The following is a 20,376-nucleotide window of genomic DNA, read 5'->3' as shown; positions in this document are numbered from 1 at the left end:
GGGACGGCTCGTATTTAGGGTAAAGCTGTCCCTCCTCCTGTCACGCTAGCAATTCCTTGAACGCCTTCACTAGCATCTTTTCCCGCTTCTCGATAAATTCCCGGAAGTTGGCAAACGAGAGATCGACGTCAGGAATATAGTGCTTGGCCATATAGTCCTTGCGATCAGCCTTGGAGGGACATTTCTCAGTCAGCCAGGCGTCGAAATCCTTGCCCGATTTCTCCTGATTTGGAACCCCTTCTAGCAGCTGCAAATTGGCGAGGCTGTTGAAATTTTCCATGAAGAATTCAACGTCTTCATCGTCGATTCCGGCCTTCGACAAGCGTTTGTTAGTGAACATTTTCTTCGGGAAGATATGATCTTGATGGAACTTATTGCGAAAATCCAGCATCGGGTAAAGGAATGCTAGAACAGAGTAGGTGTATGCCTCGCCATAGCTGTAGTGGAGCAGGCTCACGATCTCGTCTTCGTCGAATGACAAGGATTTTGTGCCGCCTTTCAGCTTGTTTGAAATCTCTTCGAACGGAAAGCCTTGTGTGGCGCTGTTGATGACCTCACGGATAGGACGAAGCACGTTATCGGGCTGACCACTGAATGTCCGCTTAAGGAGAACGATCACCAGCCATTTGAAGATGGCCTTTCGGTCCGCCTCATATTTCGATGCAATGGCGAAGTTATTGGGGACGCCAATCTTCTTCAGATAATGGGCGATGGGGATCAGGGCGTTGTTGGATGTCAGCGTATCTCGGTGATAGCCGAGATTGGCCAGCAGGATGACTGCGGCGCTGATCGCTTTGGCGATGTCCTCCCACTGGCGCTCGATATTGAGCATGTTCGCCTTGTTGAAATTGTCTACCTTGAAGGCGATTTCCCGAAATCCGCCGAGGACTAGGCAGCATTTCAGGACGAAGTCCTTGTTGATGTTGAAGCCGTCGCCGATGGCATTCACCTCGTCAACGAATTCGGTGATCTCCTCACGTGCGTCCTTGTCCTTCCACTGGGCCGTGGCGATGGACAGCAGCAGGTCGGAATAATTGAGCTGGGTGCCGCCGCTGTTTACGCGGATGAAGATATTGAGAACCTTGTCGAGGTCCTCGCCGCGCTCCAGGAAGAAGTTGATTGATTTGCTTTTGTGTATGACGTCATGCAGCTTGAAGAGAGCCTTATTGGCCAGCCGAAACTTGTCATTTCCGAACTGCGCGACATCATTGTTCAGCAGATAATCATTGACGTCGACCGGCTCAAGGATGTCGAGAATGTCGCCAACCTTAAACCAGAAATTGTCAGCGTCGCGAACCCCGGCCTCCTTTTTTGTCAGGAAGCTGAATTGATACTCGATGTTGCTGTCTTCGGCGGGAGCATGGAACAGGTTCAAATAGAGATGCCGCTTGGGAAAAGCGGCATCATTGTCCCAGCGCTTGCGCGGCATTTTGTAAGAATATGACCCTTTGAGGCCGATATAAAGGGAGGTCAGGCGCTGTTGGCCGTCGAGAATGGCGATAATGCCGGACTCGCCGCTCAGATTGGCTTTTGGGTTATGGTAGCTGTCGCGCTCGTGATACTCGCGGACGAATTCATAAAACTGGTATTTGTCGACATTGTTGCGTTCGACTTCCCAGAAGAGAAATGAGTTGATTGGATAGTCCCGCATAAGGGAATCGAAGAGCGTTTCGATCTGATCGACGCTCCAGACGAATTCGCGTTGGATTGCGGGAAGCAGGTAATTCTTGCGGTGAATGTTGTCGATGGCGTCCTTGATCGTAATCGGTTCAACAAATGCCATCTTTCTCTCCAGCCCTGCATCCAAGTTCGTGCCGCGCGCGATATCACCTCATTCAGTGGCAAAGGCAATGTCCGGAAAGGCCTGGCGAATTCCGGCAACAGGGGGAATTCCAGGGACAGTACCGATTTCATGGTGGCAGCGGCGGTGATTCACAGCCCGGTCGGTGAACGGCGAAGCTGGTCGTTACCGGCCGGACGGTCCTCCAGAGGCTTACGGATGTTCTTCCCGATATGAATGAACGGCCATCTTGCCGGAGTCCGACGAAAAGTCACACCTTGTCCCAATCAGGATGTCCATTTTTGTCACCCTCATCGCCGATTGTAACGGTCTGACAACCGAATCGGAGACGATGAGATGAAATGCGAACGTAGGGACTCGATCGGCAACCATATCGTTGACATTGATGGCTGCCTGCGCGCGACCAATCATTCGTCCGTGTCTGCCGAGAATATTCGTGCACTTGGTGGGTTCCCGACGCGCAACCTAGCGGTTTGGGTGGAAATCTATGGGGAGAGCTGGCTGCTCGGCCCTCTGGATCGCGTTGAACTCGACGCGGATACGGTCGCTTTTTTCCGTACACGCGCCGACGCACCGGTAGATTTCGTCTTCAATCGTGCGGAGCGCACGACCATCGCTCTTGCGGCCTGAGGCGCTATCATGAAGCTGGTTTCTCAATTCACGTCGTTTCTCAAAGAGACGGTCAATCTTAATCAGACCCGCATCGACCTGCTTGAATCCAATGTGGAAGCGATCACTAACTTCATCCGCCAGTGCGAATGGTCTCCCCGGGTCTGTGGATTTGAAGAGCAGGGTTCGTGGGCGCACGACACGATTATCAAGCCGGTTGATGGCGGCGAATTCGATGCTGACCTTCTGGTGGTCGTGGATCCCGTCGATGGTTGGAGCGCGAAGGACTATGTAGCCAAGCTGGGAAAGGCATTCGCTGACAGCTCCGTCTATGGCTCCAAGGCTAAGACCTGGGACTATTGCGTCACCATCACCTATCCCGGCGAGCGCAAGGTCGATATCGCCCCGTTGGTACGATCGCGGAAATATGACGGAAGCCTGGAGGTTTGCAATCGTGCTGCCGACCGCTTCGATGCAAGCGATCCGGCCGAATTCACGGCTTGGCTCCGTGAACGAAACACGCTGTCGGGATCGAACAGCTTCCGCAAAGTCACGCGGTTGATGAAATATCTCCGGGACATCAAGACCACCTTCACCTGCCCCTCGGTTTTACTCACGACGCTGCTGGGCATGCAGATCCACTGGTATGACAAGGATTCCGACGCATTTTTGGATGTACCGACCACTCTGCGGACGGTCATCGGACGGCTTGATGATTGGCTGCAGGATCGGCCGGCTAAACCGCGGGTGGAGAACCCGAAGCTTTCGAGCGAGGATTTTGCTGCCAGCTGGACCGATACCCAGTATCTGAACTTCAGGTCCTTCATTCACAAATATCGCGGGTGGATTGACGAGGCCTATCTCGCGGAAGACCGTTCCTCCAGCATCACTGCCTGGCGCCGCGTTTTTGGGGAGGCCTTTGCCAAGGGCGAAGTGGTAGAAGCTTCAAAGGCCAATGTTGAGGGCGTGTCGCGAGTACGGGCTCTGCTGACCAGTACGGCTGCCCATCTCGACAGTCTGGTCGAGGTCGTTCGTGATTATGGCGTATCGATCCTCCCGGATTTCTTCTACCGGCCCCCGCACATGCTCGAACCCAACTGGATCCGGGCGCCGCACGTGTCGCGCGACGTCCATGTCACGGCGACCTGGCATCAATCCCGTAATGCCAATGCCATTCGTGTGGTGGGGGCAGGAGAGGTGCTGCCACGCCGGGGGGGGCTGTGGTTCGAAGCGAGGATCGGCGGAGGACAGCTGTTGCCCAGTGGTTTTCGGGTGCAGTGGCGCATCACCAACACGGGCGCCGCGGCGCTTTCACTGCGGCAGGGGCGCGGCGACTTCTATACGCCCCAGCAGAATGGACGGCGGTGGGAAGAGCTTCACTATCGGGGTGTGCATCTCGCGGAGGCGTTCATCATCAGGATGGCCGATGATGTCCTCGTCGGGCAAAGTGCACCGTTTCACGTGGTGATCGAATGACCATGAACGATATAGCCGAGCGGCAGAACACGCCGCCCTTTTTGCGATTGCTGCGCGCCCGATCCGAAATCTATCGGCGCGCCACGCATCTACAGCTGGTGCAGGTCACTTTGACCGTCATCGTCCCGGTTGTGATGGCGATCATCGCGCTCTTTACGCCGACAATACGCCCAATCGCAGGCGCATTGTCAGTCAGCCTTACGCTGATTGACATCGGATTTCTCGACCGTGCTTTGAAGCGTCGGTTGAAGACTGCAGCTCTGATCTGTGAGCGGTTTGACTGCGACCTTCTAAGATTGCCATGGAGCAAATTCGCCGCTGGCAAGCCGCTTGAGCCGGAGATTGTCGCCGAGGCGGATCGGCGATGGCCGAAGGGCAATGCAAAGCTCATCGATTGGTATCCGGGCGCTGTCGGACGGGCTCCTTTGCATTTGGCACGGATAATCTGTCAGCGAACGAACCTGTGGTATGATGCCAAGCTGCGCGAAAACTATAGCTTCATTTTGATCGCCGGAGCCGTGGCAATCGTGCTTGCGCTGGTAGCTGCTGGGCTAGCCCTCAATCTACCTTTCACCGATTTCGTTGTAACGGTCTTAGTCCCAGCAACCCCGATTCTGTCCTGGGCGGTGCGCGATGCCTTTCGTCAGCGTGATGCGGCGGACGCCCAGAAATTGGCCCGCGCAGAAGCCGAAGCCCTGTGGGATCTGGCGCTCGCCAAAGGTTGCGACGAGGGGGAATGCGAAAGACGGTCGCGCGAGTTTCAAAACAGGATATTCCAGCGCAGAACCAGCAATCCGCTACTCCTGCCTTTCGTCTATCATTGGCTTCGATCTGGAATGGAGATCGATATGAATCTTGGTGCCTCTGAGTTTCTGCGCCAAGCTGGGATAGTCGAAGACGATCAACCCTGACTGCAATCCAGCTTTTGTGTCACAGGCGGGCCGTCGATCGCGCTTATCTCGTGCCCGGCGAGACGAGTGGTGTCTCATGCGGCTGTGGAACTTTGCTCGTGCGCCAAGCGCCTTTACGCTGTGCACGCCGTTAAGCAATCATGCGCAGCTAACGGCGACCAGCTTTATCGCTGAGCTCAATTGAAAGCCGTCGCTGGGATGGCACGCAATCGTGCAGATCGCGTTCGGCGCTATCCGGTCGATTAGGGCAAGGCCGGGAAATCCGAGCGCTCATGTCCTTCCACCAGCGACCGCAGTCCCGCCGGTTCCAGCACCTCGACCTTGTCGCCCCACTGATAGAGGTGCCAAGCCATTTCCAGCCAGCCCGCTGCCTTGAACCGGACAATCAGACTGCCATCGTCGCGATATTCGGCCGATTGGTTGGGATGGAACTGGAACTCGGCTGCGCGCGCGGCCGCTTCGGGAAGAAAGCGCCAGACGATCTCGCCATATTGGGCGGGGTCCTGATAGGCGCCGAAGGCCTGTGACGCATGATCGTTCAAGGAAAAGCTGGACTGGATCGGGAAACTTTCATCGAGGCATTCGGCGCTGTGAATACGATCCAGGCGAAAATGGCGCAGATTTTCGCCCCTGTCGGCCTGGCGGGCAACGAGATAACTGCGCAGACCCAGCAACAGCCCGTGCGGCTCGACGATCCGGGCTTCGGCGGTGGTGTCACCATAGATTATTCGCATCCGAAAGGGCCCGCGTAGCGCCTCAATCAGAACGTCGGTCACTTCAGGCTTCATCGCGACCTTGGGACCTGGCCGTGCCACTTGGCCCAAGGCCGACAGGACCGCTTCCGCATCTGCTTCGGACCGCAGCGCGTCGCGAGGCGACAGGCGCGTGATCAGGCTGTCTCTTATGTCCTCAAGCGCACGTGCGTGGCGAAGTCTGTTCTCTTCACGCGCCGCCCGGGCGGCGATTTCCAGAGCCTCGATGGTGGTTTCCTGACGCGGTTGAAGCCGCTCGGGAATCGAGCTTTCTATACGCCAGCGTCGGCGACGATCATCATCGTCGATGACAACGACATTCGCGAAATTGTCTTCCAGCGCGCTTGTCATACGCTGCGCCGTACGATGCGAAATGCCAAATTCCTGAGAGATTTCTTCAAGGCTGATCCCCAAACGCCGTGATGCGGCGAGCTGGGCGAGGCGCAGGAGATCATTGGCCTTGGCGAAAGTCATTGCATATCCATGTCAGAGATTGACACCCTTGCATGCTAAGGAACAGGGTGGCGCCTGTCGAGGTGATTCCCTCTCGGGGGCGCAGGGCAATCAAGGGGGCCAAGTGAGGACGATCGGCAACTCCATTCTGTTTTCGGCAACCGACTTGATGCGGTTCGTCGGCTGTGCCCATGCGACGGTGCTTGATCTGGCCTATATGCGCGGCGAGCCGCTCATTCCCCGTCAAGATAGCGAAGATGCCGCGCTGCTTCAGCGGCAGGGCGATGCCCATGAGGCTGCTCATTTGGAGACGCTGAAGGACGCAGGCCACGGAGTCGTCGAGATTGCACGCGGCGATCTTGCCCAGAATGCGGATGAGACGCGAGCGGCTCTGGCGCAAGGCTCGCAGATCATCTTCCAGGGCGCTTTTCTGGCTGCGCGGTGGGGTGGCTGGTCCGATTTTCTCGAACGGGTGGAGCGTCCGTCATTGCTGGGGCCATTCAGCTATGAAGTGACGGATACCAAGCTCAAGCGCAAAGCCCATCCCAAGCATGTGCTGCAGCTCGTGCTCTATTCTGACCTTTTGGCGGAGATTCAGGGCGTGATGCCGGAGCACGCGCATGTGCAACTGGGTAATGGCACGCGCGCTACGCTGCGTCTGGCAGATTATGCCTATTATGCGCGCGGTGCGCGCACGAAGCTCGAGGCTTTTGTTGCTTCCCCCCAACCAACGCGGCCGATCCCATGCGCTGATTGTTCGCTGTGCCGATGGGGCGATCATTGTGACGCCGTCCTCTCGGGCCAGGACAGCTTGTTCCAGGTCGCCAATATTACCCGCGGCCAAGTGAAGAAGCTCGAAGCGTCCGGCATCGAAACGATGGCCGCGCTTGCTCGGCATGCGGACCCGGTGCGCGGAATTGCGAGCACGACGGCGGAGAAACTTATCGGCCAGGCAAGATTGCAGCACGCGCGCAAAACCGGCGATCCTGCCTTCGAGTTGCGCCCGGCACAACCAGGCAAAGGCTTTGACTTGCTCCCTCGACCGCAGGCGGGCGATCTCTTCTACGATATCGAGGGCGACCCCCATTATGAGGGCGGCCTTGAATATCTGCACGGCGTTTGGACCGATGATAGTTTTCATGCTTTCTGGGCCCATGACCATGCCGCCGAAGCGCAGGCGCTCGAGCGGCTTCTGGCCTTTTTCCGCGATCGCCTCACGGCGTATCCGGATGCCCGCATCTATCATTACGCGCCCTATGAGATCACGGCGCTGCGTCGCCTCACGACGCAATATGGCATCGGCGAGGCCATTCTCGACCGGCTCATGCGCGAACGGCGCTTTGTCGATCTTTTTGGCGTGGTGCGCGGCGCGCTCATCGCCTCGGAGCCGAACTATTCCATCAAGTCGATGGAAGCCTTTTATGGCTTGAAGCGCGAAGGCGAGGTCAAGACGGCGGGCGGTTCGGTCGTGGCGTATGAAAATTGGCGAGAGACCGGCGATCAGAAGATCCTCGACGAGATCGAGGACTATAATCGGATCGACTGCCAGTCGACCCAGCTTCTGCGGGACTGGCTGGTCGGCATCCGTCCCGATGGCCCATGGCCCGTGCTGGCACAGAATGCGGCTGAGCAAGAGTCGGTCGAGTATGAGGAAACGGCAGCGCTGCGCAGGCGCCTGGCTGCATCCACCTTGACCACCGAGCGCCAGGAATTGCTGTTCAACCTCGGGCTGTTCCATAAGCGTGAAGCCAAGCCCGCCCAGTGGACCGTGTTCGACAGCGCCGCGCGCGATGAGGAAGAACTCATCGACGATCTCGATGCGTTGGGGGGGCTTGAGGCGATATGCGGGATCGAGCCGATCAAGCGCTCGGTGATGCGCACCTATCGCTTTCCGCTTCAGGAAACCAAATTGCGCGAAGGCGGCAAGGCGACTGTTCCCGGGACCGATGGGCCGCCGGCGACCGTTGCGATTGAGGGGTTTGATCGCGACGCATGCACGATCACCCTGAAGGTCGGCGTGGCAAGGGCCGAACTCCTTACCGACCGGCTGACCCTGCATCCAGATTGGCCGCTCGATACCAAGGTGTTGGCGGCAGCGGTGCGCGACGTCATCGACGACCAGTGCGGCGCACGGCGTTATCGTGCGGTCGATGATCTGCTATCGGGCGCGGCCCCGCGCCTGAACGGCATCAACGGAGACATTCTCAGCGGCCAGGAGCCGGTGGCGGGCGCCATCGCCGCCGCGCAAGCCATGGATCAGACCTTGCTCCCGATCCAGGGACCGCCGGGAACGGGCAAGACACATGTCACGGCCCGGGTGATCTTGGCGCTGGTGAAAGCGGGACATCGCGTCGCCGTCGCCTCGAACAGCCATGAGGCGATCCGCAACGTGTTGCTTGGTTGCCTGCGCGCTTGCCAAGAAGAAGGCGGCATGCTCCCTGTGTCGTTCGCCCATAAGATTTCTGGCGGCAACGATAGCTATGCCAGCGATTGTCCCGTTCACCTCGCCACAGCTAATGATGACCTGATGCTCGCCCGCGCCAATGTGGTGGGCGGCACGGCCTTCTTCTTTGCGCGCGATGAGAATGTGCAGCGTTTCGATTGGCTGTTTGTCGATGAGGCGGGGCAAGTGGGCCTGGCGAATATGGTCGCCATGGGGCGTGCCGCGCGCAATATCGTGCTGGTCGGCGACCCGCGCCAGCTGCCGCAAGTCATCCAAGGCGCGCATCCAGCGCCCGCCAACCTGTCATGCCTGGAATGGATGCTCGGCGAGCATGCCACCGTCCCGCCCGATCGGGGCATCTTCCTAGCCGAGACCCGGCGAATGCACCCGGCGGTTTGCGAATTCATTTCAAACCAGGTCTATGAAGGGCGGCTTGCAAGCCATGGCGATACCCAGCGCCAGAGCGTGACCGGAACGGCCTGGCCGCTGGCCGGTGCATACTGGGTTTCAGTTGCCCATGACGGCAATACCCAGATCGCCGCCGAGGAAGTCGCCGCGATAGGCGCGGCAGTCGATCATCTGCTGAAAGGAAGTTGGACCGACAAGACCGGCATGACACGTGCCATTGAACCCAGCGACATAATCGTGGTCGCGCCTTATAACGCGCAGGTCAACGCACTTCGGGCCGCGCTGCCCGGCAGTATCCGTGTCGGTACGGTTGATAAGTTCCAGGGCCAGGAAGCCTCGATTTGCTTGGTCTCCATGACCGCTTCCTCAGCCGACGAAACGGCCCGCGGCATCGAGTTTCTCTTCTCGCTCAATCGCATCAATGTCGCGGTCTCACGCGCCAAAGCGCTCGCGCTCGTTTTTGGCAGCGGCCGCTTGCGCGAGGCCAACTGCAGCAGCATCGAGCAGATGCGGCTCGTCAACACGCTGTGTGCCCTTCCGCCTTTTCCTGTGACCTCTAATACGGGACCTTGATCCATGCGTTTCCTCCACACCGCTGACTGGCAGCTCGGCAAGCCTTTCGGCCGGTTCGATCCCGAGGTCCGTGCGGCGCTTGGTGAAGCGCGCTTCGATGCCATTGACCGGATCGGCGAGGTCGCCGCCGCCCAGCGGGTGGGGCATGTCATTGTCGCAGGCGATATCTTCGATACCGAGGGCCCCGAAGACCGGGTCATTGTCCAGGCGGTTTCGCGCATGCAGCGCTATCCTTGTCGTTGGTGGCTGCTGCCGGGCAATCACGACTATGCCCGCAACGGCGGACTGTGGGACCGCGTTCGCCGCAAAGCATCGGACAATATCATCCTGCTCACGGACCCGAGCGCACAGGAGATCGAAGCGGGAGTCTGGCTGCTCCCCGCACCGCTCATCCATCGCCACCATCTCGACGATCCGACCGAGCTTTTCGATAGCATGGAAACGCCAGGCGCGAAGCTACGGATCGGCCTTGCCCATGGTTCCATTCGTGATTTCACGGCACGCGGCGAGACCAAGAACCAGATCGCGCCGGATCGGGCGAAGCGGTCCAATCTCGATTATCTGGCGCTGGGCGACTGGCACGGCACGCTCAAGGTCGATCCGAGCACCTGGTATGCTGGAACCCCCGAAACCGATAGCTTCCAGCGCGATGAACCCGGCCATGCGCTCATGGTCGAGCTTGCCCCAGGAGGTGAGCCAAAGATCGAACCTGTACGCACTGGCCGGTACCAATGGCTACTCAGGGACTGGATGCTGCAGGACGCCTCCGCCTTCTCGGCGGAATGCGAGGTGCTGCTCTCGGCCATCGATCCTGCGTCAACGCTGCTGCGCTTATCGCTTGCGGGCATTACGGGCCTGGCCGACCGCGTCGAGATCTTGTCCCGCCTCGACGATGACCTGCGGCATCGCCTGCGCTTTCTGGATGTCCGGTCGGACGATCTGGTCGGCCGACCGGGCGAGCAAGACTTGGCGGATCTCAAGGTCGAGGGTTTGCTCGGCATAGCGGCAGAGAAGCTTACCGACACCATCAACGCCGGCGGAACTGATGCGATATCGGCGCGGCGTGCAATGGAGCGGCTCTTCGTCGAATATCATCGGGGAGGCCAAGCATGAGCCTGCAACTGCGGCGGATCAGCCTGAACAATTTCCGCAAGTTCCGCGAACCCCTGACGATCGAGGGGTTGGGCGAGGGGCTTAACATCATCATCGAACCAAATGAGAGTGGGAAATCCACGATCCTCGAAGCCCTGCGCGCGGCCTTTTTCGTCCGCCACGCCACGAAGAACCAGCTTGCCCAGAGTTTTGCTCCCTATGGGGAGGCGGTTGCGCCGGAGATCGAAGTCAGTTTCGATATCGGTGCCGACAGCTGGAAGATCGCCAAGCGTTTTCTCAAAAGTCCGCAAGTCGAAGTCACGGGACCGCAGGGGCGAGCGCAGGGCGAGGAAGCCGAAAATAGGCTCCAGGCGCTGCTTGGGTTCGTCAAGGATAGCAGTCAGCGCGGTGACCCGGCCACCTATGGCGCGCTTGGTATGCTGTGGGTTCCGCAGGCGCAGGCGCTCGAGGTGACCGCGCCCGGTAACATCGTGCGCAACAGCATCCAGGCGACGCTGGAGGCGGAGGTGGGGACGATCGTCGGCGGCGCTGCCTATGAGCGGGTCCGCAAGCGGATCGATGAGCAATATGAACTTTACTGGACGCCTGGCGGCAAAGCCCAGTCGAAGGGGCGTTGGCAAGCGGCGCGTGATCGCGACCAGCAGGCGCGGCAAGCCGCTGCAGACGCGACCACACGGCTCGATGCGCTCGAAAAGAGCTTTTGCGATCTGGAAACGGCGCGTGGTCGGCTTAAGGTGCTTGAGCGCGAGCTGGCAGATGAGACCGAGCTAGAACAGCGTGCCGATCTTGTTCAGGCACTCGAGGTCGCCAAGGCTGCGGCGCAGATTCTTGAAACCCGCAAAGCCGAGCACGAGAATTTTTCGACGAACCTCGATCGCCTCGAGGATCTGCACGCTCAGCACGAGGCTGCGAGGGCAGCGCTGATGGCTGCGAGCGCAACTTTTGCCGCAATCACCGCGAATCGCGAACAGCTTACCGGTCAGCTGGAAGCCGGACGAACCAAAGTGACTGAGGCGAAGGCAGCGCTCGACCAGGCACGCAATGATCGCGCCGCAGCCCGTCAGTCGCTTGTAGAGGGGGAGGGGCGTGTCGCCCTACGTCAGCGGCGTGCGGCGATCGCCGACGCGCGCCAGCGGCATACCGAGCTACTCAACCTCGAACAGCAATTGGGCGATGCTCGAATTGACGCGGAACGGCTCATCCCAGCTGAGGCGGTCGCCCGCCTGGAGGCCAATGACCGCGCGATTGCGGAGGCGCGGGCTGGGGTCAATGCCGGTGCCACGTCGATCGAGCTTATTGGTGACATTGCGGACATCACCATAGGTGGTGAGCCACTGACTCCAAATATCCCGCGCACCTTGACCGGCGAGACCCAAATTGCGTTGGGTGGCGGCATCCTCGTTATCCGGCCGCCCGCGACGGCAGCCAGTGCGGAAGCCAGTCTCGCCGCGGCATTTGAACGACAGGCTCTGGAGCTAGCCGAGTGGGACGTGGTGGACCTCGCAGCAGCGCGGACGCGAAACGACACTGCGCGCGACGCCCAGGGGACCGTCCAAGTGCTCGAAAGCAAGATTGCCGGCCTCACGCCGGCGCAGCCGCTATTGGATCTCGCGGCAGGTCCGGATGCGCTCAAGCTGTTGGTGGCCAGCCTCGCACCGGATTCCGCCACGCCCGATGATGACGCGATCTCGGTTGATCAACTCACCCGGCGCCTGGAAGAAACGGAAACGGCAGTGGTGCGCGCGGAGACCATGCACGACCAGGCCGTTAAGGATCTGCGTGAAATCGAGGATAAGGACCGCCCGCTTGCCGCCGAGCAGGCAGGCGCCGAGCGTGATCAGACCAATGCGTCGGATCGCGTCGCTCAGATCGAGGGACGGCCCGATTTTACAGGGCTTGCCGACGCCATCGTCAAAGCCAGGGAGGATGCCGCCCAGGCTGCTGTCAAGCTGGCCGAGGCGAAGCGCGACGCCACGGCTCATGATGTGCAGGTGATCAACCGCAAGATCGACACGATCGATAGCCGGGCAAAGGCCGGTCAAACCCGGCGGAGCGACCTCGAAAAGGATATTGCGCGCTTTGAGGCGATCATTGAGAGCGAGGGCGGCAAGGGCCTGGCGAGCGTGGCTGCGGCTGCGGCCGAAGAAGCCGATGCCGCAACGCAGGCGCTGGTGCGGCTCGACGAAGAGGCGGCCACGATCAAATTGCTCAAGGATGTGCTGGACGAGGCGCGCGCCGAGGCAGCCCGGACCTTCGTTGGCCCGGTAGCCCAGCGCGCTCGCGTTCATGTTGAGCGCCTGTTTCCCGGCGCCGAACTCAACTTTGACGCAGAACTCGGCCTGACCTCGGTCACGCGCTCCGGCTTGAGTGAAGTCTGCGGCACGCTTTCAAAGGGAACGCAGGAGCAACTGGCGGTCCTGACCCGTCTCGCCTTTGCCGACATGCTGCTGGAGCAGGGTATGCCGGTGTCGCTCATTCTCGACGATCCGCTGGTCTATTCCGACGATGGCCGGCTCGATTTGATGACGGAAATCCTGGAAGAGGCGTCTCAGCGTATGCAGGTGATCCTGCTCACCTGTCGAGACCGGGCGTTCAGGCATTTGGCCGCAACGAGGGTTCAGCTTTGACCCTTAGTACACTTCGTTGACGATGCCACATCAAGACCAAACCCCGTAATTTGAAGGCAATCTCACACGCTCCGCGGCGCAGCGGACTGCACCGACCCTCATAAATTTAATCCGTTCAGAATCGGAGCGAATCTGCTAGCAGGTTGAGCATATCGGATTGGGATCAAAAGACGTTGCGTTACAAAGCTGACATCGCTGGGGGCTCCTTAAAGCTTTACGAATCAAGGATCATCGCAGGCCTGTTGCTCGAAAGTGTGTCCGCAGAGAAATGGAAGCAGGCGATCGAAATCGAGAATGTCCTGCAAAAGACATCCCAAGGCACTGCGAAGCGCCAAGCCAGCCTCATACGGACGCGGCTGAAGACAATGACATCCGAGCATTGGCTCTTGGTTCGAGACGGTCCGAAGCCCTTGGCCACCCAAGCCGTATTCGCTGCAGCGATCGCACACAGCCAATTGCTGAAAGATTTCCTGTCGTTGTATGTTAGCGATCACTTTCGAACTGGCAGCTTGGAGTTAACTCGCCGTCATTGGCGCACTTTCGTAGCCACATGCCGCGAGCGTGATCCTGAAATGCCGGTCTGGACACAATCCACCACGGACAAACTGGGCGACAGCGTTTTCCAGATTTTGGCGGAGGTTGGAATGCTTTCCGACGGCTCGAAGCCATCGCTCCAGCGCGTTCATTACCAGCCTGAAATAATGGCTTATCTCCACGAACATAAATATGACGAGGTCGTCCGCGCGATGCAGGCCTTCATATGACAAGCCTGCAGACCCGCCTTGATCGGATCCGAGATAGGGTCACGTCCGACGAATTTCTGCACGGGCGTGGCCTTGGTAACGACGTGCCATTTTACGCGTTCGATTATCCGAGCGAGTCGGAGCAGCATGTCAACAATCACATCGAATGGTTGCTCGATGATCTTGGCCGGAAAACCGGACTGAAGGTTGGCGTGGTCAATATGTTCGAGTTGGCCGTCGAGCAACTGAAGAGGCGCGACCTTTATACTAAAGCATTGGCGATGGAGAAAGCCAAGGGAGTTGCCACGTTGCTCGGCGCCCTCAAAGGTCCACTCGAGCCCGGCAAAATGGCTGCGGCATTGTTGGAAAAATTTGGCGGCATGCCCCCCGACATGCTGTTCCTGACAGGCGTCGGCCCGGCTTATCCGCTAATTAGGACACATAGCCTTCTCAACAATCTTCAACCTCTATTGGGCGCCGTTCCTCTGGTGCTATTCTTCCCTGGCCGTTTTAGTGGCCAGAGCCTTCAATTGTTCGGCGATATGCAAGAAACACCGTATTATCGCGCATTTAGATTGGTGGATTGATGCCCATGATTATCGAAAATATTTTCGCCAAAGACATCAATCGCCCCATCAACGGGGTCATTAAGGCTGATCAGCGCGACAAGGCCTACAATGAGCTTGAAGAGTACGTGATCACCAAAGAGGTGGACCGGCATTTGCGTCAGTTCGTAAACGCCTTTCTTCAGGGAATTGATAGCAAGAACGACGCTGAGGTTTCAGCCCGAATGGGCGTGTGGGTCTCCGGTTTTTTCGGATCAGGCAAATCTCATTTCATCAAGATTTTGTCCTACCTGCTAGCCAACGACCTGGTCGCTGAAGACGGCAAGCCCGATCGCCTGCCCCTCGACTTCTTCATCGAGAAGGCAGCTGGCGATAGCGCCTTTCAGGGCGATCTACGCCGAATGGCAAACGCTCAGACCGAGGTTATACTGTTCAACATTGATAGCAAGGCAGAACAAAATCATAGCCGAGATGCCATCCTTCAGGTGTTTCTGAAGGTTTTCAACGAGCACCTCGGCTACTGTGGCGATCACCCCGAAGTAGCGCACATGGAGCGCTTTCTGGACGACAAGGGGAAGTTCCAGGCGTTTATCGATGCGCTTGCTGAAGATCATAATCTCGACTGGCGGGCAGAGCGCGATTCCTACCAGTTCTATGGCTCGGAAGTCGCTGCGGCGCTGAGTAAGGTCCTCAATCAGCGGATCGAGGATCCTCAGGGATGGATTGATAACCTCGACAAAGGTCTTGCCCTGACCATCGAAAATTTTGCCAAGTGGGTCAGGCAGTATCTCGACAAATCGGGCGGCGGCAAGCGCTTGGTCTTCCTCGCTGACGAGGTCGGTCAGTTCATCGGTGGCCAATCGCAGCTCATGCTCAATCTCCAGACGATAACGGAAAATCTGGGCACAGTGTGCGATGGTCGTGCCTGGGTTGTGGTTACTTCGCAGGAGGACATTGAGGCGGTCGTCGGCGGCGCGTTCGAAAAGGATCGCAGCAAGGATTTCTCCAAGATTCAGGGTCGATTTACGACCCGCCTCTCGCTGTCTGGAGCAAACGCAGATGAGGTGATCCAGCGACGACTGCTGGAGAAGGCTCCCGCTGCCCAAGATGCACTGAAAACGTTGTTTCGGGAAAAGGGAGATATCCTCCGAAATCAGATCACGTTTCGAGATTCGGGCATAACACTGCGGTCCTTCGCGGACGCAGATGGCTTCATTGAATGCTACCCGTTTGCCCCATACCAATTCCTGCTGGTTCAAAAGATATTCGAAGCCAGTCGCCAATTTGGCGCGACAGGCGGCCACCTTTCGAAGGGTGAACGCTCGATGCTGGATGCGTTCCAGACCGCTGCCAAGGCTATAAAAAGCAAGCCCCTTGGGGCGCTCGTACCTCTTGACGCCTTTTACCCCGCGATTGAAAGCTTCCTTGAAGGCGTTGTCCGCACGGCAATCGGCCGGGTCGAGAACATCGCTGACCGCAGTAATTTTGATGCGCGGGTTTTGAAGACACTTTTCCTCATTCGTTACGTTGAGGAAGTGCCCGCCAATATCGATAATCTGGTCACGTTTTTCGTGGACGAGGTCGACGCTGACAAACGTGCGCTCCGGTCCGAGATCGAGCAAAGTCTGCTTCGGCTCGAGCGGGAAACCTTGATTAGCCGAAATGGTGATCTCTACTTCTTCCTGACGAACGAAGAGCGAGACATCAACAAGGAGATTAAGGATCAGGACTACAGCCAAGCGGACCTCAACCGCCTGCTTGGCGATGTCATTTTCGAAGATGTTCTGCGGGATCGCCGATATCGCCACGCCGCCAACGGCAAGGATTTCGATCTTACCCGGTTGATCGACCTGACCCCCTTCGGTAACCGGGTCGAGGGCAGTTTGGTCCTCTCAGTCTTGACTCCGCTGGCACCGGATTTTGGTACCTTCAATGACGCGCGCTGCATTGAGCTGAGCGTAGATGGCTCCGTTGGTCAGGTCGTGGTCAAGTTGCGTGACGATCAGAAACTGTCAGACGAGATCACCGCTTACATCAAGACAGAGGCCTATCTACGCCTCAAATCCGACGGGTCGCTGCCACAGACAACCAAGCGGATTCACGACGACAAACGCCTGGAAAATTCACAACGCCGCAATCGCATCAGCACTTCGCTCACGCAGATGCTGGAAGAGGCGAAGTTTTATGTGCTGGGCAACGAAAAGAGCTTTCCCGGCACACCCAAGGTCGCAGTCGATGCCGCGCTGCGATACCTCGTCGAAAACAGCTACAACAAGCTGTCCTTCATCCAGCATTCGCCGTCGGATCAGTCGGCCGAATTGCGCCGCGTGCTTGCCGATCCCAGCGGCGAAGAGCTCGATCTGCTTGGCGGCAGTCAGAATGCTCGGGCGCTCAAAGAAGTGCTGGAATATGTCGAGCTGCTCAGCGGACGCAGTCAGTCGGTCAATCTCGGGTCTTTGATCACTGAACGTTTCGCGCGGCATCCCTATGGCTGGAAAGAACTCGATACGTTGCTGCTCGTCTGCCGGCTGTTCAAGGCTGGCCAGATCGAGTTGCACGCAAATGGTGGCAAGCTTCAGGCGGGCGACGTTTACGCGCAAATCGACGGATCGACCAAATGGAACAGGGTCAGCCTGTCGCGTCGGAAGACGGTGGACAAGGCCGACATCCAGTCGGTGCGCGTCTTGGCGCGCGACCTGTTTGGCACCGCGGCACCAGAAGGCGAAGATGATCTGCACAATTGGCTGCGCGATCGCTTTGGCAAGCAATCCCAGCTTCTGGCGCAATGGTCGGGCTTGGCAGCGACGGGTGCCTATCCCGGTTCAGATGAAATCGCCGACCTGCAAGGCATGCTCAACAAGCTGCTCGCCAACCGCGACAGTTTCGGCTTCCTCGGCCACGCCAAGGCCCACGCGGCCGACCTCGGGGATTATGGTGAGCGATTCCAGCGCTTGGAAACGTTCTACACGCAGCAAAAGCCGCAATGGGAAGCACTGCGGTCGGCCTTCCGCGACGAGTTTGAGCCCAACGCCTTCTTCCTGAACCGGGATACTGACGCGGCGGCGGCATTGGCAACAGGGCGCTCGATCCTGAACGATCCGCGCCCTTATGGCCGGATCAAGGAAAGTGCTCCGCTGATTCAGACCCTGCGGGCACGAAACGAAACAGTCATCGCCGAGCGGCGCGCAGACGCGTTGGCCAAGGTTGATCCGCAAATTGAAACACTGCGGTCCGATCTGGCTAGCATCGGCGTTGATGCTGACTTTTCGAACAAATGCCTCAAGCCGATTCAGGATATCCGCAAACGGATCGAGGTTGAAACCAACACCGGGCAGATCACCAACCTGATCGAGGAAGCGGCCGAAGCTGCCGAGGTTGCGCACTCCGACATCGAGAAGGCGGTCGATGCAGCAAAGCTCGCCTTTGCAACGCCGCAACCTTCGCCAGAGCCGTCCGTCGTCAAGCAGCCCGGTGCGACACCGTTCACGCCCGCCCCCAAGGTCAAGGCGCCGGAGAACTTCAAACCGCGCCGTCAGATTTCGGCCAGACTGCCCGCATCCAAGCCCTATCTCGAAACGCGCGAGGATGTTGACGAATATCTGGCCGCGCTGCGCAAACAGCTTGAAGAGGCCATCGCCAGCAACGCCCGCATCGAAATCTTCTGAAAGTTCTGCTTCCCATGGCTTCTAACCGCAACGTCCTGAAGAAATATGCCCCGCAGGCTCGGCTTGATTTCATTCAGGCCATGACCAACCGCGCGGCCCAGTTCGGCATCACCAAGGCCGGGAGCGCTGCTGGCGAAGTTCAGGGCGATCTTTTCATCCTGAACGGCAAGGCGTTCCCGCGTTCGGTCGCGAACCAGCGCGCGCGGCTGATCGCGCGCATTGCGCGGGACGGCTTTGCTCGGGTGATGGAGGCTGTTGCCTACACCTGGTTCAACCGGTTTCTTGCCATCCGGTATATGGAATTGCACCACTATTTCGATCATGGCTGCCGCGTCCTGTCGCACTCGGCGGGCCATGATGAGCCTGAGTTGCTGGAGAAAGCCGCTTCAATCAATCTTCCCGGCCTCAACCGCGATGAGATCGTCAACCTTAAGCTGGATGGCACCAAGGACGAGCAGATTTATCGCAAGCTGCTGATCGCCCAGTGCAATGATTTGCACCGCGCGATGCCGTTCCTGTTCGAAAAGATCGACGACGAGACCGAACTGCTGCTGCCGGACAACCTGCTGCAATCCGACAGCATCGTGCGCAAGCTGGTGAACGAGATCGATGAGGCCGAATGGCAGGAAATCGAGATCATTGGCTGGCTCTACCAGTTCTACATCTCGGAAAAGAAGGATCAGGTGATCGGCAAGGTGGTGAAGTCGGAAGACATCCCCGCCGCCACCCAGCTTTTCACGCCCAACTGGATTGTAAAATACATGGTTCAGAACAGCCTTGGAGCACAGTGGCTGGCAACCTATCCCGACAGCGGCATTCGTTCGGGCATGGAATACTACATTGCACCGGCTGAGCAGGCGCCGGAAGTGCAGACCCAGATCGATGGGATCACGCCAAAGCAGCTGGACCCCGAAGCCATCACGCTGATCGATCCTGCGGTTGGGTCAGGCCACATTTTGGTCGAAGCCTATGACCTGTTCCGAGCGATCTATCTTGAACGGGGCTATACCAAGCGGGAAGCGGCGCGCGCGATTCTGACGAAGAATCTGTTCGGTCTCGATATCGATGACCGGGCGGCGCAGATGGCGGGTTTTGCCTTGCTGATGAAAGCCTGCGCCGATGATCGTACGGTGCTGCGCAGTCCGCCCAAGCTGAACGTGCTGGCCTTGCAGGATAGCGAGGGGCTGGACGCTGAGGCTATGGCGAAGGCGCTGCTGCCGCAAGAGCGGTTTGAGATGGTGCCGAGCGGCGATTTGCTGCCCGAGACCTTGTCCCAGCCCACCTTGTCAGCCCAGCAACCGACATCGAAAGAGGCCAAGGCGATCAAGGCTCTGGTAACGCTGTTCGGTGAGGCCAAGACGTTTGGCTCGCTGATCACGGTGCCGGATGCGGTGATGCGGTGCGTGCCTTTGCTCGATGCGCTGCTGGCAAAGCCGCTGACGGGTGATCTGCTGCTGCGGCAGGCGCAGGAGGATGCGCAGGGGGCGCTGAAGCCGCTAGTTGAACAGGCTCGGCTGCTGGGTGATCGCTACGACTGTGTGGTTGCCAATCCGCCCTATATGGGCGGCAAGGGCATGACTGAGAATTTAAAAATCTTTGCGGATGAATATTTCCCGGCAAGCAAATCTGACTTATTTTCGATGTTCATCGACCATTGGTCTGAAATCTCATCAAAATATAGCTCATTTGTCGTTCCGTATGTCTGGATGTTTATACCGTCATTTAGTGATTTTAGATTAGGAATCTTAGAAGAAAAAATAATAAGAAGCGTTATTAAGCTTGAGTATAATGCATTCGAGCCGGCATGCATACCAGTTGCGTGCATTTCCATATCTAGAAGCAAAATTGATAAATATATTGGCAAATATATCGATCTTGGAAATTTTAAGGGTAGCGAAAACCAATCAGCAAAATCTTTAGAGGCTATTAGATCTGAAGATTGCCCTTGGATGTTTGAAGTTAAGCAATCTTCATTTGCCCAAGTCCCCGGTAGCCCTTTGGCGTTTTGGGTTAGTGAGGGATTTCGACAGTCCTTTCAATTTGGGTCACCCTTAGGTTCCACAGGCTCTGCGACAGAGGGCGTCAAAACTGGAGATAATGACCGTTTTATGGGTCGTGCGGCTGAGCGGAACAGAAAAGTGTCATAAGGAGCCGTTTGGCTCAATGCAGCGATAGATAGTGGCCGGGTGAACATTGAAGGTCCTGGCGACGGAGCTGATTGATTTGCCCTCCAGAA

General features: G+C 58.0%; 12 protein-coding genes. 10 read left to right on the top strand and 2 right to left on the bottom strand.

Features of this window, described 5'->3' with window-relative positions:
- Window positions 1–40: 40 nt before the first annotated feature.
- The gene (locus WA070_RS00155; protein ID WP_422632217.1) at window positions 41–1,807 is read right to left on the bottom strand and encodes a DUF262 domain-containing protein; all 1,767 of its coding nucleotides are present in this window, start codon (window positions 1,805–1,807) and stop codon (window positions 41–43) included.
- Between the two features lie 330 nt (window positions 1,808–2,137).
- Between WA070_RS00155 and WA070_RS00150 the strand changes: the two genes are divergently transcribed.
- Genes WA070_RS00150 through WA070_RS00140 form a run of 3 tightly spaced genes read left to right on the top strand, consistent with a single transcriptional unit; the run spans window position 2,138 to window position 4,797 of the window.
- Window positions 2,138–2,431: a hypothetical protein gene (locus WA070_RS00150; protein WP_422632216.1), complete on the top strand. Its 294-nt coding sequence runs from the start codon at window positions 2,138–2,140 to the stop codon at window positions 2,429–2,431.
- Between the two features lie 9 nt (window positions 2,432–2,440).
- On the top strand, window positions 2,441–3,886 hold the full coding sequence (locus WA070_RS00145; RefSeq protein ID WP_422632215.1) for an SMODS domain-containing nucleotidyltransferase: 1,446 nt from the start codon (window positions 2,441–2,443) through the stop codon (window positions 3,884–3,886).
- Window positions 3,887–3,888: 2 nt separating this feature from the next.
- Window positions 3,889–4,797 carry an S-4TM family putative pore-forming effector gene (locus WA070_RS00140; protein WP_422632214.1) on the top strand — a complete coding sequence of 303 codons (909 nt, stop codon included), beginning with the start codon at window positions 3,889–3,891 and terminating at the stop codon, window positions 4,795–4,797.
- Between the two features lie 242 nt (window positions 4,798–5,039).
- On the opposite strand, the gene WA070_RS00135 is transcribed toward WA070_RS00140, so the two are convergent.
- Window positions 5,040–6,023, bottom strand: coding sequence for a helix-turn-helix transcriptional regulator (locus tag WA070_RS00135; protein WP_422632213.1), 984 nt, complete (start codon window positions 6,021–6,023; stop codon window positions 5,040–5,042).
- A 103-nt stretch (window positions 6,024–6,126) separates the two neighbouring features.
- On the opposite strand from WA070_RS00135, the gene WA070_RS00130 reads away from it, so the two are divergent.
- The 7 genes from WA070_RS00130 (at window position 6,127) to pglX (ending at window position 20,287) form a co-directional block, all read left to right on the top strand.
- On the top strand, window positions 6,127–9,426 hold the full coding sequence (locus WA070_RS00130; protein ID WP_422632212.1) for a TM0106 family RecB-like putative nuclease: 3,300 nt from the start codon (window positions 6,127–6,129) through the stop codon (window positions 9,424–9,426).
- A 3-nt stretch (window positions 9,427–9,429) separates the two neighbouring features.
- On the top strand, window positions 9,430–10,539 hold the full coding sequence (locus tag WA070_RS00125; RefSeq protein ID WP_422632211.1) for a metallophosphoesterase family protein: 1,110 nt from the start codon (window positions 9,430–9,432) through the stop codon (window positions 10,537–10,539).
- Window positions 10,536–13,166, top strand: coding sequence for an AAA family ATPase (locus WA070_RS00120; RefSeq protein WP_422632210.1), 2,631 nt, complete (start codon window positions 10,536–10,538; stop codon window positions 13,164–13,166). The genes WA070_RS00125 and WA070_RS00120 overlap by 4 nt, the downstream gene beginning before the upstream one ends.
- Before the next feature lie 143 nt (window positions 13,167–13,309).
- Window positions 13,310–13,930 (top strand): DUF1819 family protein, encoded by a 621-nt coding sequence (locus tag WA070_RS00115; RefSeq protein ID WP_200844916.1) that lies wholly within the window; start codon window positions 13,310–13,312, stop codon window positions 13,928–13,930.
- Entirely contained in the window at window positions 13,927–14,496 is a 570-nt protein-coding gene (locus WA070_RS00110; protein ID WP_422632209.1) for a DUF1788 domain-containing protein, read from the top strand. The genes WA070_RS00115 and WA070_RS00110 overlap by 4 nt, the downstream gene beginning before the upstream one ends.
- Window positions 14,497–14,501: 5 nt before the next feature.
- Window positions 14,502–18,140, top strand: a complete 3,639-nt coding sequence (brxC, locus tag WA070_RS00105) for a BREX system P-loop protein BrxC (RefSeq protein WP_422632208.1) — start codon at window positions 14,502–14,504, stop codon at window positions 18,138–18,140.
- Between the two features lie 14 nt (window positions 18,141–18,154).
- Entirely contained in the window at window positions 18,155–20,287 is a 2,133-nt protein-coding gene (pglX, locus tag WA070_RS00100) for a BREX-1 system adenine-specific DNA-methyltransferase PglX (protein WP_422632207.1), read from the top strand.
- Window positions 20,288–20,376 lie beyond the last annotated feature (89 nt).

The organism is Sphingobium sp. (assembly GCF_049304695.1).
GTDB lineage: Bacteria > Pseudomonadota > Alphaproteobacteria > Sphingomonadales > Sphingomonadaceae > Sphingobium.
The sequence above is the reverse complement of the archived record's forward strand: the minus strand, read 5'-3'. Positions and strand labels throughout refer to the sequence as shown.

Bases quoted from the DNA above. Each gene is read 5' to 3' on its own strand.
- WA070_RS00150 (WP_422632216.1), top strand. From the start codon at position 2,138: ATGAAATGCGAACGTAGGGACTCGATCGGCAACCATATCGTTGACATT.
- WA070_RS00145 (WP_422632215.1), top strand. From the start codon at position 2,441: ATGAAGCTGGTTTCTCAATTCACGTCGTTTCTCAAAGAGACGGTCAAT.
- WA070_RS00140 (WP_422632214.1), top strand. From the start codon at position 3,889: ATGAACGATATAGCCGAGCGGCAGAACACGCCGCCCTTTTTGCGATTG.
- WA070_RS00135 (WP_422632213.1), bottom strand. From the start codon at position 6,023: ATGACTTTCGCCAAGGCCAATGATCTCCTGCGCCTCGCCCAGCTCGCC.
- WA070_RS00125 (WP_422632211.1), top strand. From the start codon at position 9,430: ATGCGTTTCCTCCACACCGCTGACTGGCAGCTCGGCAAGCCTTTCGGC.
- WA070_RS00120 (WP_422632210.1), top strand. From the start codon at position 10,536: ATGAGCCTGCAACTGCGGCGGATCAGCCTGAACAATTTCCGCAAGTTC.
- WA070_RS00110 (WP_422632209.1), top strand. From the start codon at position 13,927: ATGACAAGCCTGCAGACCCGCCTTGATCGGATCCGAGATAGGGTCACG.
- brxC (WP_422632208.1), top strand. From the start codon at position 14,502: ATGATTATCGAAAATATTTTCGCCAAAGACATCAATCGCCCCATCAAC.
- pglX (WP_422632207.1), top strand. From the start codon at position 18,155: ATGGCTTCTAACCGCAACGTCCTGAAGAAATATGCCCCGCAGGCTCGG.